Here is a 17,200-nt window from a genome sequence, read left to right as displayed (position 1 = left end):
CGAATATTTATTTAAGTCAATCATAAAACCACTCTTTAAAAAGTAATTCTATAATCAATAAAACCTATAATAATTAACTGTAATGCTCAAATTGTTGATCCAACCATTCAATACGTCGTTTGACGTAATCAATGATATAATTTACAGGCGATTTTTAAGATCTTACGTCATTGGTTCCGGGTCAATCAAATTTGCTTTCTCGATAATAATTTTGTTAATTGTCTCACTGGAAATTAAATTGCCATTCCACAACTCACGTCATCTTGCACAAATTTCTTGTTTGATGTGATGATATCATCGATAATTCCAAATGTTTGATATTCGGAAATATTTACCATATGGCTAGTGATTTTTCCATATCCCAACAATATAGGATTAAATTATTAGTAATACTGTAAAAAAACGGTTAATTCATATAAAAATATATAATCAATAATAAATCCTTTTTTACATTTGTTATATCTTTCAATATCCACTTGTGCACTTTCAATAGGCGATTCATATAAACTTGGTAATCTGCTATTAATATTTCCTCACGACCAATTAAATTTCATTCATTATGATGGTAGACACATTTTTGCCCAAAATTATCCAAGTATCTTAGCTGATAACAACCTTGAATATAATGCTGATGATCAATCCCTTATTGCGTTTGGGAAAGATTATTTTCTAAAATATATAGACCCATGAGATTCATCATTATACCATACCTCACAAAGGAACCTTGCCATGGAAAATATAGCTGAATTACACATACCTAAATCAAACTAATCGTAACAGGAATATTCATTTTCTAGTACCAAACAACTGTTTCGTCTTTATGAAAATGTCGCCATATTTAGTTGTAATATTGTTCCTAAGCAGAGTTCTATCTGTTCCATATCCTTTCAAAACCATACCTGAATCTGATAATAAAATATTTATCTACAACAGGATGCAATCTTTTATTCTATATTATAATTTTTCTTTACTGACGTTAAACTGACCTGTTCTTGCAATCCCCAGATTCTTACTGCAAAGAATTAAAATAAGATATTCCTTCAAAAAATGAAATACTTATTCCCTTCACTTTATCTGTGGGATTGCTCTCCTTTAATGAAAACCAGCAATGGTCTGTTTGATTTAGATAATACGGTTAAATCCCATTCATCCGATATGTTACTACAACCAAACTAGACAAGATTTTCATTATTAATATATCCTATTTACTACTTTTTTTTGACATCAGCCATAAATCAATTTTCCATAAAATTGTGACATTCCATCAAACAAAATTTCTACAAGGGTAACCGACCCTGCTCTTGTATCAATAAAGGGTTGCCTATTCTGCCATTTGACAGATGCATCAAATTCAACCTCGCAATTTCCTTCATAGGGTTGCTGAAGAATGATCGTCATGCGTTGCAACTGACCCTTTTGCCCTTGCCCAAGTGAAATCCTGCACGCTTTCTGGAGTAGAAGACGATAGCTGATGTCTCCCGCTTTTGGAAACATCAAGGTAATGGCTGGATCATTTACAATCCTGTTTTCAACCAATATACCAGCAGATAAACGATCAACAATCTGTCCACCTGTCATTTCCTGTCCCAACGATCCTTTCGCGAGACCTTGTGTCATATCAAATCTGCTCATTTTATTTACTTTCAAGTTTCATCAGCCGTGTCTCAAGATCATTAATTTTCCGTTTATGAGCAGCTAAAAGCATACAAAGAACTTCTGTATATCTCAGTTTTTGACGATAAATAATGTCACCCTTGTCATCTTTTGGCACTTCCTGAACAGATTTAAGGATCGGGTTCCCGTTTTCATCCTTCTCGCCTGTATCCACCCTCTTGAATTCAAGTGATGCATCCTGCGTCCACATGGCATAATCGGATGGATCAAGTCCCGCATCCCTGATCGCCTGTTCTATATCCTGCGCGATAAAACCTGTATGAACACGTGCCTTGTCCTCACCTTTCTCTTTTATCGCGTCATTCAGCTTGTAATTGACAACATTGACATTATACAGAGCATCCATCAGTTTCCTGTCGGAATTATCGGCTTTTTCATCAAGGATGGATGTGATGGTCTTGACGTTTTTGTCCGAGGTCACGTTTGGTGCGGTCTTTATGAAAAGATTGTTCCATGAATTTCCCGCACGTCCAAGGTCCCCGCCGCCATCATTAAGGGGATGAAAGGAAACAGAACCAAATGCATAATTGGCATTAATGTTGTCAGACCATACTACACTAGTAAAACTCTTGTTATTACCTTTTTCACCATTAAAATTTACAGAATACTGAATATGTATTTCCCTGGATTTTGGATTGGGTTCATAATCTTTTGTATAATCACCATTTATTGGTCTTAAACCCGCATTAATCCATGTAACACCATCCATATCCTTAGGCTGTGGATACACAAATTGTCCTGTCAAATCAAGTATTACAATACCCAAGGGTTTATTTGCATCATCAATGGAAAAATATTTATCTAGATCTAAATTATTGACATAGGTTCTAATGTTATCAACATTACTTTGTGCTTGACTTGCAATTGCTGTGACACTTGCAATCTGTTCTTTTGTATCATTTGCTGTTTTAACAAGTTCTGAAAGTTGCTGTGATGTATTACCACCATCCATTGAAACATTACATGCAGACAGGTCCAGATCTTTTGGAGCGTTATTTTGATTTGTCATTTTATATCTCTTAATTAATTTCATTCATTAATTTGAAAAATTTATTTTAAATTTAATAGCCTAGTTTCTAAATCACTAATTCTTTGCTCGTAAACTTGTTTAAAATCCTCAAGTTTTTTCAATTTTTGTTTAAATGCTTGAATAAAAACACAAAATATTTCATCATATCGTAAAGACTGCCTGTAAACCTGATTACCATCAGCATCTTTTAAAAATATACATTCTCTTTTTGTAACAGGATTACCCCTGTCATCCTTTTCGCCTGTCTCAATATCTTGTGTCTCAAAAACTTTTTCTTCTATCCACATTCCATAATCAGAAGCTGACAAACCTTTATCTTTCAAAGACTTCTCAACCTCCTGAGCTATAAAACCATTATGCAATCTGGCTTTACTCTCTCCCTTTTTATCAATAGCGTAATTAAGCTTGAATGTATGAACATCAAGATTATAGATTGCATCTAGCAATTTCTGGTTTTCAACATTATCTTCATCAATAGAAACATTACAATCTGAAAGATTCAAATTCTTTGGAGAATTATTAATCATTTTAATGCCCTATATATCTACAATTGAATGAAAAAATACTAGCTATTAAGCAACACAAAGCACGCCACCATTATTCCAGGAATTTTTATAGTAGACAGAACCATCAGTAAGAACGATATTACCGTTTAATGACAATCCTTCAGGCATTTTTTTACTGCCGTTGAGATAATCATCAGAAGCTATGTATAAATTACCATTTAATGAAAAATCATTTGGAATTTCAGAAACCTTTTCAGGCGCGATAACTACTCCATCTTTATTTCTATAAAGACCGGAATTAACTTTCTCAATTGAACCATTACTCATCATAAAGGAAAAGGTTAAATCATCATTCATGATAACGGATTCAACACTAATCCCTTGCTGTCCTTTTTCTCCCTTCGGAATTGAAAAATCAAAAACTGCATTTATATCAGATCCTGAATTCGTTATTTGAGCAGGTTGGTCAGCTTCGACAGATACAATGTTACCTATTTTGATTGTTGCCGCTTTGGCAACCGGATCAATCCATTCAGTACCGTTCCACCATAGAGGTTCTTTTTTATCAATATCATATGATTGTGTTCCAATTGGATAATCAACAGGCAATTTATCCTTGGTTGTAGGGGTTACATAAGGATAAGTAAATTTTCCTGTATGATCTTTTTTCATTGCGGCATAAGACGGATATAAAGACCATTCAGCCTGTCCTTCTCCACCTTCTTTTGAACACCAAAAGATACCATCTTTACCAAATCGTATTTCATCCTGATATCCCAATGATGTAATGGTTTTGGGTTGTTCTTTTTCTGATAAATATAAATTACTCAATAATCCAGCGCTTCTACTTCTCTTAACATAATAATATGTCCTATTTTGATCCATCCAATGCGCCATAAGAGTTACAACATCACCAACCCTTATAGTGATAATAGCATCTTTTTTAAATGCTTCCCCTTTTCCATCAACCAACTGGTTTTCACAAATAATATCAGTTTTAATTTTATAACCTGATTTATCCATATCAGAACCATAACACACAAAGGTATATGACCCTTGATACCCCTTAAATTCTAACGGCTGACAATCAGGTAACCAACAGGCTCCCCCAGCAAATATATATCCTTTTAACTCCTCAATCTTATCAGCCTTTGCTGATGCCAGGATATCAGCTATTCCCTCGGATGGAGCAAATGCTATAATTTTGCTTTGTGCACCAACCGTGTAAATATCAAACAGTGTTTTATCCGCATAAGCGTGAACATCATCATCTAAATAGATGGAAACTTTAGCATCAGGATTAATAGACTGCGTTATTATAAACGGATTATTAATAGGTTGAGTCAACTGACCCCGTGCATCCAATCCTGCAACTCCATTTGGATGATTTATTTCAATATTTGGAATGGCCTGATGAGCAAGATCGACGACTTTACCCAAAGAGGCATCCTGATGGGATGGAGTTGGGACCTTTATGGTATAATCCAACATTTCAGCGGATAATTTACCCGCGCCATCTGTTCCGACCTTTCCGCCATCTGACTGAATTGACTTGACGTTGAGTTCAGTTGATCCGTCATTCGTATAGCTGTCCCCCTTTTCTCCCTTGGGAATGGAGAACTCGAGCACGGCGGTATTTTCTGATCCTGAATTGCGAACGGATGCCTGGACATCCGGATCTGTGGTGGTCACGGTTCCTATACGTATGGTAGCTGCGGCCCCCTCTTTTCCGATCGGGCCCACATCCCCCTTCTCCCCTTTTGGAATGCTGAACTGCAGGATCGCGTCATGTTCATCGCCAATATTTTTGATGGTTGCCGCCTCATCGGGTCTTAAAGGCCGCACCTGCTCAACAGCCCTGACAGTTGCCGCTTTTCCCTGGGGTCCCGCAACTTTTCCTAAAGGCCCGCCCCAGGTCTTGTCATTGGTGTATATATAGGCGCTGGCCTCACCAGTCTTTTCATCAAGATAAAGATATTGATCCCCCGCTCTTGGCATACCACGGGGATCATTAAGACCAATTGTCGCATCAGGCAAGTTATGACCACTATACCAGCGTGAGCCATCATCCCCTTTTGCACCTTTCTCACCCTGCAACCCCTGCAATCCCTGCGGGCCGGTATCACCACGTGGACCCCTGATGCTGCCAAGACTGACCCAATCCCAGCTATCTCCATGCGGAATGGTGCGCTTGACCTCCCAGCTCGTCGTGTTGATCCATACAACATTCGGGTTTAGGGGGGCGCTTCCCTGATCCGGATCCTGCTGGCTGGTGATGATGCGGGTTCCATCAAAACCGTCCCTGCCGTCCTTGCCTGCTTCCCCTTTCTCTCCCTGAATGCCCTGCAGTCCCTGCGGGCCAGTATCACCCTGCAATCCCTGCGGGCCAATACCACCACGTGGACCCCTGATGCTGCCAAGACTGACCCAATCCCAGCTATCTCCATGCGGAATGGTGCGCTTGACCTCCCAGCTCGTCGTGTTGATCCATACAACATTCGGGTTTAGGGGGGCGCTTCCCTGATCCGGATCCTGCTGGCTGGTGATGATGCGGGTTCCATCAAAACCGTCCCTGCCGTCCTTGCCTGCTTCCCCTTTCTCTCCCTGAATGCCCTGCAGTCCCTGCGGGCCAGTATCACCCTGCAATCCCTGTGGGCCAATACCACCTTGTTTACCTTGAAGGTTTCCAACCTTTTGCCAATTCGTGCCATTGAAAACAAACAGATCATTGGAAGCTGTATTCAGGAAACTATCCCCGACCCTATAGCTTGAAGAGGTTACAGGATCCTCCTGGGCAAAAAACCATAGAGAACCTCTCTCTCCCTGATCCCCTTTCAGATTGGCCAGCCTGACCCATTGATTATCATTAAATGTGAACAGGTTGCTGTTGGTAATATTGAAATAGAGATCACTCTTTTTATAAACCTCATTGTAAACGGGATCCACAGTACCAGTATATATGATACTGCCAGCCTCCCCCTTCAAATTCCCAGACTTGTGCCAGCTATATGCATCCCCGCCCCGGGAAACAGTTTCAAACAAATCTCCTGTGACATCATTGAGCCAGACAATATTTTCCTTGGCATCACGGGCAACAGGATCACGATTGGACAACAGAATTTGCGTGCCTGCCTTCCCCTGTATCCCCTGTATGCCTTGCCTACCTTCAGGAATGGTAAAATCAAGAACAGCGTTATGCTCATCACCCCTGTTCTCAACAGCAGCATCACTCCCTGCCGCACCTGTCACAACATTTCCAATCTTTACCGTCGCGGCCTGGCCCCGCTCACCCTGAGGCCCAACCTGACCACGGGGCAAGGTGAAATCCAGAACGGCATCCACCTCGGTTCCCGAATTGACAATCTTTGGATCCCCATCAGGTTCTGTAGGCAGAACCTTGCCAACCGTAACCGTTGCGGCACATCCTTGAGGACCCTGGGGACCCGTATCCCCCAATACATAATTGCCAGCCTCGCCACTGCCCATGATTCCTTCCGGCATAATTGGCAATGTCACAACAAACTCACGTTCCTCATTTGCACGTGTGGTTACCAAAAAACGAATACCGGTTTTGGTATTCATTGTCCCTCCACTGATACGTGCCCTAAAGGTCTGCCCAGATACCGTAATCCGGTCAACACTAAGTGTCTCATCTGAAGGTTGGGCACTTACACAGCTGATTGCATCAGAGGGAGAAAGGCGATTGACCATTGAAAACTGGTAATAGACACTTTCCAATGGTGATTTACATTGCAAATCAATCTCACGATGTCCCAAACATCCAGCTGGAACGATAATAATTCGACTGCCTTGATCACAGTTCATTTTTTAATCCTTATTGATTACTGAAATTTATATGTAAAATTAATTTATTATTTCCATCTTTATTATTCACATACCTGTTTAACGGAACCCTTCATTAAAAAACCTCCGTTAATCCAAGGGCTTCCATCTCCTGGATCCTGGGTGGGAAGCATCGCAAACACCTCTTTTAATGCACTGCTTAATCCCTGCGGGGAAACCGTACCAAATCGTGATACATCCCCGCTGGCCAGACAGACAAACCCCTCATTCAGCCATAGGGAACGGCCATCTGCCGGATCTGTCCTGGACATTGACTGAACAGCCTTCTCCAATAAATATAAAGCTGCCCCTGAACTAAACTCTTCAACCCTGGCACGATAAAATTGCGTCTGTTCCCCATCCTTGCGAATAACCAACAGCTCATCTTGCAACCCTATTTCATTCGTAGAATTTAACATAGTCACCTGATCTGATGCCACGATTGTTTCCTGCTCGCAAAACTCCAGGTTGCAGACACCCTCACACTGACAATCGCTCTTTCTGTTACTCATCCCTATTCCTTCCCCTTAGATACATATAAAAAAACCGTTATCATCAAGAAGATAACGGTCAATAAGCTTTATTCCATTCAATGGCGGTCGTATGTCAGGCGGTCTTGTCCGGGAAGACATACTTATGAACCTCTCCTCCCTCCGCTCTGTTGCGGCATGTCCAAAAGTGGACAAAATCATCTCCTGGATTACGCTCCTGCCCCGGTCTGTCTGCGCTGTATAGGTCAGACAATAAGAATGACTAGCCCGGCCACCAGAAATAAACGCCGTTAAAAACCTGTCATGCGCAAAAACACTCTCCACCCTCAATCCCAGGCCATGCACTAAAACCGTCCCGGATACAACCCTTTCCCCATCAGACAAACGATGAAAAAAATCAACGCTGTAATCCTGATAAGATGTGACGTTCTTCGGGGGAAATACAGACAGTTCCCTCTTCGGGCGTCTCAATGCCTGGTATACACAATAGCTGTTCAAAAAAAACGTTCGCATTAAATACATCGCTAACCATCCATGTCTATTTGAAAATATATAAAATATTTAAGAAAAGTCCAAATCTAAGCTTGTTTTCAAACCTTGGGGATAATAAAAAGTTTCCACAGGTTGAGAACCTTTCATCCGGTAAGCTACAGGACGCATTTGTGCAGATTGATAATTACGTATACGTTTAAAAAATGCTTCAGCATTTGCTTCATAGCGTTCATATGAATGCCCATTTAATGTTTCAGTATCAGATGATAATCTAGTAAAATCAACGGTTAAAGTCGTCGTAGCTGGACCTAAACAAATAAATTTTCCTTCTGTTACAAGATTACCATTTTCATCAGCTGTATGACATCTAGTAAATTTAATCGTATTACTTGCACCTTCCCAACCCCCATATAATTGATTTAAAATATCTAAATTAACAAAACTACAACCATTAAAAACGTAACTTAAAAAAGGATGAAAAGGAGATCCATCCTGATGATTACCTAATTGTGTACCTCTTTGAACGACAAATTCAAAATGTTCAAAAACTACAGAAGCTCCAAGATCTCCTCTAATATAACCATGAATAGTCATATTACTAACATTATCAACTCCAACAGGAATATGAATAATAGGTTTTTTCATTATGGAAAAATGCCAAATCCCCTCTTCACTGTGAGAAGAGACTAGATCATGCTTTAATTGATCAATCAAGGCTCCTGTTTCATCATTATAATTACCAAATTTATCCCTTTCATCTTGTCCCCATGGAACAAAGTTTAAATTTCGATGACCAATATCCCATCCATTTGCCAACAATCCAGGCAAATTCATGGTATTATCCTGCATTAAGGTATATTCATCTTGATACCACAAATAGATAGTTGCTGTCCCACCATTAGGCACAGCATTAATAGCATCTTGCACCGTTCTAAATGGAAAATCTGGTGTACCTAAGAATTTAACCTCATTTGTCGAAGGTCTTACATAAACATTAGCTAATGGCCCTGCAACTTTAGTAGTAATTCTAAAAGTATCGCTATCCAAGAAAGAAATATTATCGGAATTATCAGAAAGTATGGATAAAACAGCCCAATTATTTCCAGGTTTATCATAGTTAACCCAGTAATCACTAGTTATCTTTCCTGTGTCTGGATCAATTGAATTACCATCCATCATATTTATATAAAATACATAAATAAAACGTTGCGATCTCAAAACTGATCCAAGGGCATATCCTCCTACTTTATTCGACCATTCCTGATTGAAAAAGGCTAATCCCCCTCCTTGTGTCCATTGTATAGCTTCTGTAATTTTATATAAAATTCCATTATGATCCTGTCCCCAGGGCGGAACTCCTCCCTGTAAGACTGATTTCATTGTTTGTGGTGGGAAACCCGTTTCTATATCAGCACGTCCATTTTGATAATCAGCCCCAGTATCTTCGATATTAAAGCGATCACCATATTCTGCCCATTTAGAGGAGAAAAGCTTTCCAGGTCTTTGAATAGACATATATAATCCCAACCAACTTTATTGTAAAATAACTAATTAATCATAATAAGAAATTAATTAATTACTTATTGATTGAATAGGGATTATTTGCCTTAGTTAATTAACTTATCAATATTATTCATTTACAAATTTTAATATATCACTTAATTATTTTAAATAACAAAGCCGAGAAAAATATTTTTCTCGGCTTTGTTATTTAAAATACATCTATTACATTAGGGAAAAATTCTTTTAGTAATAAAATAAAATATCAAATAAACAGCCAAATAAATAAAAGGAACGCAAAATATGATTAATTCAAGATAACCACCCATTAGAATTCTCCTGTTGAATCACGTAAATCTGATTGGGCATCAAATAAAACTGCCCCTGCCACTGATATGAGAATGATCATCACTGTACCAATTAACCATGCAAAATACCAAGGTCCCTGATCACCCACAAAAACAGCGATTAATAATGCGACTATTAAAACTAGGCCTAGTCCAGTGAAACGTAGAAATGTAGACATAATAACACCTTATTATTCAATAACTATGATGATCATTTATGATATTAGAAGTTTTAACCTTACCCCGCATGACATAAAAGCACCATGACGTATAAGAAAGGATAATAGGCACGAAAAGACAAGCCACAACAGCCATGCAAATTAATCCGTATAAACTACCGCAACTGTTCCATATTGTCAGACTTTGATTTGGAATTGTTGTTGAAGGCATAAAAAACGGAAACATGGCAGCCCCAACCGTAACAATAACACCAATCCAGGAACCAAGCCCAATCCACCAGGCAACAACAGGTCTATCAGATTTAACCATTAATGTTCCCAGTAACATGCATAAAACACCCAGCAAAGGTAAACCCCATAAAATTGGATGTTCATAAAAATGATGTAACCAGGCCCCTTTATATAATGCAACATTCTGACCAAATAATGGATTTGAAGGCATTGCAGGATGACCACTGACTAAAACAAATCCTTTAATCTGCGTAATCCATAATCCTCCCAACACAAATAATATTATCGCTATCATCCCTGCAATAGTGGCATATTTTTTTGCCCGTAAATAAATGGGATCTTCACCACGTATCATCAACATGGCTCCACCTTGATAAATACTTAACGAAACCGATAATAAACCACATAAAACAGCAAATGGATTAATCAGATAGCTCCAAAAAGATTCATCTTGAAAATACTGTCCATTCCAAATGAAATGATATCCTACACCTTGCAAGATATTACCAAAGGCTGCTCCACAGACAAACATTGGAAAGAAACCAGAAACCAAAAAAATCCAGTCCCAACTCGAACGCCATAATTTTGCATCAACTTTTGATCTAAATTCAAAAGCTACAGGTCGCAAAATCATGCTGAACAACAGTAAAACCATAACAACATAAAAAACAGAAAACGCCGTGGCATACAAGGTCGGGAAAGCAGCAAAAATGGCACCTGCTCCCAAAATAAACCATACCTGATTCCCTTCCCAATGGGGTCCGATAATATTAAGGGCTGTACGACGCTCAACATCATTTTTGCCAACAAAACGAAGAAGCATACCAACACCCATATCCATACCGACCATCAGGCCCAATCCAATAAGCAGTATACATAATAATGTTGCCCAGATTAATTTGAGAATTACATAATACTCCATATCAATCTCCCCAGCCTTCTTGATATGTAAACACTTTTTTCGACAAAGAATCCCTATCTTGATATTTTACCGGCCCAAGTCGAGCAAATTTAAACATCAAATAAAATTCCACGACAATAAATACACTGTAAAATAATAAAAAGCCAATCAAGGAAAAAACCATATATCCCGCACTGTGTGTTGACGAAGAAACAACTGTCGGCAGAATTTCATAAACGGACCATGGTTGTCTTCCCACCTCTGCTGTGATCCAACCGAACTCGGATGCAATAAAAGGAAGCGGAATTGACCATGTAATTATCTTTAAAAACAAACGGTTTTTTTCAATTTGCCTTTTCAAACTTACATATGATCCCATGGCAAAAATGACAAAGAAATAAATTGCAAGGAAAACCATAATTCTGAAGGCCCAGAATGTAACAAAGACATTAGGGACAATATCATTCTTAGTTTTTTCAATAATAGTCGATTTATACTCTGACGTAATCTTTGCTATATCCTGATCCGGAGCATATTGACTTGCCAGAAAACCATATCCCATATCTTTTTGATGAGCCTTAAATATATCAAGATCGACCTGTCGATGGCCTTCCCCATAACGTTTTAAAGCCGCTACCGCCTTTATACCCGACTCAATTCTTGGAGCCGCTTGATTTTTTAATTCCTTAACACCAGGAATAGGGGTTGTAAAATCATGGGTTAACAAAGGGGTTAAAACAAAAGGAATTCCAACCTCCAGATAGTTTGTCTGCTTTTTATCATCGGGAATACCAAATAAAATCCATGGTTCATAAGGAGGTTTGCTTGTTTCCCACAATCCTTCCATTGCAGCAACTTTTGTCGGTTGATGCATATAGTCCAATCGGCCAAGGACATCCCCAAGCGTTATGACTGCAATTGTCGAAATAATTCCAAATAACGCGGCCATACGAAAAGAACGTGCGGCAAATTCACGATGCTGTTTACGTAATAAATAAAATGCGCTGATCCCCATTACAAACATTGATGCAGTTACAAATCCTGCCACAGAAGTGTGTACAGCTTTTGCCTGTGCATCAGGATTGAAAACCAGAGCAACAAAACTTGTTGAGGTTAATCGCATGGTCTCTGGATCAAAATGAGCCCCTGCAGGCATATTCATGCAGGCATTTGCCACTAAAATCCATAAGGCGGAAATATTTGACCCCAATGCGACAAGATAGGTAATTGCCAGATGCGCACCACGGCTCAACCGGTCCCATCCAAAAAACATTAGTCCAATAAATGTTGATTCCATAAAGAAGGCCATTAAACCTTCAATCGCAAGAGGTGTTCCAAAAATATCGCCAAAGAACCTTGAATACATTGACCAGTTCGTGCCGAATTCGAATTCCATGGTTAATCCTGTTGCGACACCAATCGCAAAATTAACACCAAATAATTTTCCCCAGAATTGTGTCATTTCCTTGTAAATTTCTTTACCAGTAATGACGTAGGCAGTTTCCATGGCAGCCAAGATAAATGTTAGACCCAGTGTCAAAGGAACAAACATGAAATGATACAAAGCTGTCAAAGCAAACTGAAAGCGGGAAAGATTTACAACCAGAAGGTGTATCCCATCCATTTTATATAACTTTCATTTTTTCAAAAAAATGTTCTAGTCTAATATCTGGCTAAAATAGAAAATCATAGAAAAAGACAACAAAAAACCCTGTACCAAATAAAAGAATGATTATTTGATTGCTTTATAAACTATTTTATCAACGAGGTGTTTTCTATAATAGCCAAACACAAATATTGTTTGAATATTTTACTTATGAATATGTTTCATAAAATGGAGGCGCTCTTGCCCCATTTGCCTTGTAAAAAATATTGAGTGGAGCCTTAGCAAGATATATCCGATATAAATATGAAATAATGGATATTAAAATCGAAGGTAATAAAGGCTCATAATTAACAATCGATATTGGCAACCAAAAAATACTACAATAAAGACAGAAAAGTATCCCTTTTTGTTTTGAATGAGAAGTTGAACCGTGAGAAGAGGAAATTTTCTCATCCATTGGCACAATGGCGTTATTCATACCCAACATACTGTTCATATGTTGCATATGCATCATGGCCTTTGGCGCAAATTGCCCATTATGCATTGGGCAATGCCATATTTTCGTAAATGTCAGGGGCGTAGTGAATAAATGAAAAACAAAGAAAAATAAAACTGTCAGTGCTGTATAGTTACAAGCCCTATCTATGCTTTTTTCTTCAGTTTTCCGTTTTGGATACATTATCAGACAGCTAAAAATAATATTAGTTCTTTATAACATGTTTTGTTAAAATCGATTGATAAAAAAATGTAATTATACGTAAAATATTCGTGTAATTTAATTTTGAAATTAAGATTATTTTTTATAGTCATCCATGATAACTTTATTAAAACATCCATTTTCCAGCGAAAAAACAAGATTCATTAAAAACAATATACTTGTTTCATGAGTAATGATTATTAGAGTTTTGTCAGCATATAGTTTCAATAATTCCTGCATCATTGTATATTTTGTTTGCTGATCCAAACCATCTGTTGGTTCATCAAGAATCAGCCAGGGGGTTTTACGTAAAAGAGCAATAGCAATAGCCAATCTTTTTGCCTCCCCTCCCGACAATTCTATTGCATTATTGCCTATATGACTGTGAATATTCTTTGGTAGTCGTTTAACAAAATCATCAAGTTGCACAATTTTTAACACATCATAAATTTTATTTTCAGTTGCATCCGGTACAATCAATCTAAAATTATCCATGATGCTTCCAGAAAAAAGATGAAAATCCTGGGAAACAACAGTGATAAAAGAAGATAAATTATCCGCATTCAAATTCTTGACAGATTCACCGGCAAACTTAATTTCTCCAGCCTGGATTGGATAAAACGAAAAAATCAAATTGATCAAACTACTTTTACCAGTCCCGGACTCGCCAATAATCGCCACTTTATCACCTTGTTTGATTGTTAAAGATGCATTCTGTAAAATCATTCTTGGGTTATGGGGATAACTGAATTGAACTTTGTCAAATACGAGACAGGTGGAAGAGGATACGGAATTGATGACCCTACTGCTTTGTTTCTTTTTCCCTGCATTTGATAGAATCTGTAACCTTTTTTGTGCCAGGCGTGCTTTTATATGAGCATGACAAGCCTGTGGTAAAGGAAGTATAACATCAAAAGCTGCCATTACACCCAAAACCAACATGGGAATTTCAGCTGCATTCAGTCCTATATCATGATGAGCATTACTGGCCTGAAACAAAACGGCAATAACACAAATCATCATAATAAATGTAATTAATGACTTGGCCACACTTTCAATACAATCCAGCATCAATCTGCTTTGATCAATAGATTTCTGAGCAGTCTGAATTTTTTTAAAATACTGATCAATAACCTTAAAAATATATAATTCACCAAAATGACGCAGAGTTTCACCTAGATCAGCCTGTAAATTGTTTCTTGATTCAAGAATATGACAAATATACTTGTATGAACAACCGTAAACTCCAACAGAAACCAGACCGACTGCCATGATAAAAGCTATGGCCAAGGAGAAAGCCGCCACAGGCAAAAAGAAATAAAAGGTAACAATAAATATAATCCCACAACATAAAGCCCGAATAAATGGAAGCAATGCATCAGTATAATAATTTGCTATATTTTCTGAATCGGAAACAAATTGTCCCAGCAAGTCACCCCCTCTTTTATTCACAAGTCCTGCAGGTGTTAAGGGGATCAGACATTCATAAACCTTTTTTCTTGCCAGGCTTATAACCCTTAATGCGCCATCATGCGTGATCACACGTTCCAAATATCGTGTCACAATCCGTGTTATGGCAAAAAAACGGACCCCTGAGGCTGGAACAATAATATTAAATGCCTGAACGGCAATAATCCCGGTTAATCCAACTATGGCTGCACTAGCTATCAACCATCCTGATAAAAACAGCAACCCAAAATTACTCAGGGCCGCGATACAAGATAAAAATAGACCCAGCATTAAATGCCATTTAATCGGTTTAACCAATTGAAAAAAAGAAAAATTAAAATTCATAACGACTTGCCACCAACCCTTGAATTATGAAGCAGTTGTCCCCGATCTATTTGTACAGAAACCTCACCATAAGAGATTAAAAGGGGATTGTGCGTTGCCACAATAACAATCCTGTCCTTTTTAAGAAGTTGAATAGTCTGAATAATCTGCAAGGCATTTTTTTGATCCAACCCGGAAGTGGGCTCGTCAAGAATCAGAATATCTGGATTTTTTAACAGCGCTCGTGCCAACATAAGGCGTCTTATTTGTCCACCCGATAAATTCTGCCCTTCCTCCCCTATATGAGTTTCAAAACCCTGTGGTAGGGTTTCTATAAAAGACAAAATACCGGCTTGATTGGCTACACTACACAATTGTTCAAGAGAAGGTTCAAAAGCTTTCAGGGATAAATTATCCCTAATCGTCCCATATAGCAATAAAGGTTCTTGAGGAACCCAGGCAATATCAACCATATTTATAGATTGCGACTGGTTTTTTAAATCAACAATTTTAAGCGTGCCTGATTGTACAGGTAAAAAACCAAGTAGAATATTTAATAACGTCGTTTTTCCAGCACCGCTATGACCAAATATAATATTGAGCCTATCTCTTAAAAATGTACAAGTGATATCCTGCACTAAATTTATATTTTCTTTATTCTTAACCGTTACATGATCGAGAATGATTTCCTTAATACATGAATCTATCCTTTTATTTTGATAAGAAAATTTAATTAATTTTGGTAAACTATATATTTTTTTTAATTGATCCAAGGCTGCATTTGCATTTTGTCTGGCATGGTAACTCGATGAAAAGTCTCGTAAAGGCATGAAATATTCTGGCGCCAATAACAGGACAAGAAAAGCAGAGTGAAAATGCATGGTTCCATTTAACAAACGAATACCAAATGTCACAGCGACAACTGCAATTGATAAACTTGAAAAAAATTCCAACACTGCTGACGTTAAAAACGCAACCTTCATAACTGACAGCGTTGTTTTACGATATTCATCTGAAAGTTTTTCAATAAATTTCAGACTTTCACCAGCCCGTCCAAATAACCGTAAGGTCTTTAACCCTTTCAACATGTCAAAAAAGTTTCCGCTTAACAGGGATAACTGCCGCCATTGTCTATCCATAATCACCTGTGCCGTATATCCAACCAAAGCCATAAAAAGCGGAATTAAAGGACCCGTACATAACAAAATCACAAAACCCCAAATATCAAAGTTTAAAACAGTGGCCAAAATAAACAGGGGCAATATGACCATCATCACGGCACTGGGGATATAGCGTGCAAAATAGGGAAGCAGATTATCGACGGCTTCTGTTAGGCTGTTAACCATTTCCCCCAAAGAAATATGACTGTAGGAAATTGGACCTGTTCTTAACAGTGATTGATAAATCTCCAACCTTATGGCTTTTGTAATTTTTAATGCCGCTTTTATGCCAGTAATATCAGAAACAGATCTGGTACAAATTTGAAAAAATACACAACATATAAAATAAATAACTTCGTTATCAACAAAAGAAATATTCGCTTTATAAAATATGATTGAAGTAATGATTTTTGACAACAACACCAATTCTAATATTAATAATATTGATGAAATTGAAGATAAAAAAACAGTAATAACAAACCAATTTACTGATAATTTAATAAATTTGTTAAGCGTTATTGATATATTATTCATTTTTATAAAACATATAAAATTAATCTAAATTTTATACTAATCTAAATAATGATTATTTAAATTGGCGGCAACATGATGATAATGATATAAAATGTATTTTATATTGACCCCTAAAATTATAAAATAAACATTTTCGCGAAAATTGAAGTTTGTTGTAAAACAGAAATAATTGATATATATATATATCAAAATTAATGTCATCAAATTTATCTTCTAGATAAATCTGAAAATTTATA

General features: G+C 37.6%; 13 protein-coding genes. All 13 read right to left on the bottom strand.

The genetic code is table 11. From position 1 onward, the window contains the following. Positions 1-1,224: 1,224 nt before the first annotated feature. The 13 genes from D9V35_RS00495 to cydD all read right to left on the bottom strand — a co-directional run bounded on the left by D9V35_RS00495 (position 1,225) and on the right by cydD (position 16,964). On the bottom strand, positions 1,225-1,632 hold the full coding sequence (locus D9V35_RS00495; protein WP_110439596.1) for a hypothetical protein: 408 nt from the start codon (positions 1,630-1,632) through the stop codon (positions 1,225-1,227). A gap of 1 nt (position 1,633) precedes the next feature. After that, a complete protein-coding gene (locus D9V35_RS00490; protein ID WP_158523905.1) occupies positions 1,634-2,683 on the bottom strand; it encodes a tail fiber domain-containing protein in 1,050 nt (349 codons plus the stop codon). A 41-nt stretch (positions 2,684-2,724) separates the two neighbouring features. Further along, complete coding sequence (locus D9V35_RS00485) at positions 2,725-3,231, bottom strand: tail fiber domain-containing protein (RefSeq protein WP_122122869.1); 507 nt, start codon at positions 3,229-3,231, stop codon at positions 2,725-2,727. 45 nt (positions 3,232-3,276) lie between these two features. After that, a complete protein-coding gene (locus D9V35_RS00480; protein ID WP_122122868.1) occupies positions 3,277-7,035 on the bottom strand; it encodes a phage fiber-tail adaptor protein in 3,759 nt (1,252 codons plus the stop codon). A gap of 62 nt (positions 7,036-7,097) precedes the next feature. After that, positions 7,098-7,565, bottom strand: a complete 468-nt coding sequence (locus D9V35_RS00475) for a hypothetical protein (RefSeq protein WP_162988508.1) — start codon at positions 7,563-7,565, stop codon at positions 7,098-7,100. A gap of 15 nt (positions 7,566-7,580) precedes the next feature. Next, complete coding sequence (locus D9V35_RS00470) at positions 7,581-8,057, bottom strand: phage fiber-tail adaptor protein (protein WP_162988507.1); 477 nt, start codon at positions 8,055-8,057, stop codon at positions 7,581-7,583. A 48-nt stretch (positions 8,058-8,105) separates the two neighbouring features. Next, positions 8,106-9,551 (bottom strand): hypothetical protein, encoded by a 1,446-nt coding sequence (locus tag D9V35_RS00465; RefSeq protein ID WP_122122865.1) that lies wholly within the window; start codon positions 9,549-9,551, stop codon positions 8,106-8,108. A gap of 313 nt (positions 9,552-9,864) precedes the next feature. Next, on the bottom strand, positions 9,865-10,062 hold the full coding sequence (locus tag D9V35_RS00460) for a hypothetical protein (RefSeq protein ID WP_110439310.1): 198 nt from the start codon (positions 10,060-10,062) through the stop codon (positions 9,865-9,867). A gap of 16 nt (positions 10,063-10,078) precedes the next feature. Then, positions 10,079-11,215 carry a cytochrome d ubiquinol oxidase subunit II gene (gene cydB / locus D9V35_RS00455; protein ID WP_122122864.1) on the bottom strand — a complete coding sequence of 379 codons (1,137 nt, stop codon included), beginning with the start codon at positions 11,213-11,215 and terminating at the stop codon, positions 10,079-10,081. Position 11,216: 1 nt separating this feature from the next. Continuing rightward, on the bottom strand, positions 11,217-12,818 hold the full coding sequence (locus D9V35_RS00450) for a cytochrome ubiquinol oxidase subunit I (RefSeq protein ID WP_122122863.1): 1,602 nt from the start codon (positions 12,816-12,818) through the stop codon (positions 11,217-11,219). Between the two features lie 190 nt (positions 12,819-13,008). Next, positions 13,009-13,479 carry a hypothetical protein gene (locus D9V35_RS00445; RefSeq protein ID WP_122122862.1) on the bottom strand — a complete coding sequence of 157 codons (471 nt, stop codon included), beginning with the start codon at positions 13,477-13,479 and terminating at the stop codon, positions 13,009-13,011. Positions 13,480-13,593: 114 nt separating this feature from the next. Beyond that, positions 13,594-15,291, bottom strand: a complete 1,698-nt coding sequence (gene cydC / locus D9V35_RS00440; protein ID WP_122122861.1) for a thiol reductant ABC exporter subunit CydC — start codon at positions 15,289-15,291, stop codon at positions 13,594-13,596. Next, the gene (cydD, locus tag D9V35_RS00435) at positions 15,288-16,964 is read right to left on the bottom strand and encodes a thiol reductant ABC exporter subunit CydD (RefSeq protein ID WP_122122860.1); all 1,677 of its coding nucleotides are present in this window, start codon (positions 16,962-16,964) and stop codon (positions 15,288-15,290) included. Before cydD ends, cydC begins: the two co-directional genes overlap by 4 nt. Positions 16,965-17,200 lie beyond the last annotated feature (236 nt).

Source organism: Commensalibacter melissae, assembly GCF_003691365.1.
In the GTDB taxonomy this organism is placed as follows: Bacteria; Pseudomonadota; Alphaproteobacteria; order Acetobacterales; family Acetobacteraceae; genus Commensalibacter; species Commensalibacter melissae.
Note: the sequence above shows the minus strand (reverse complement) of the source record. Positions and strands in the feature narration are given on the sequence as shown.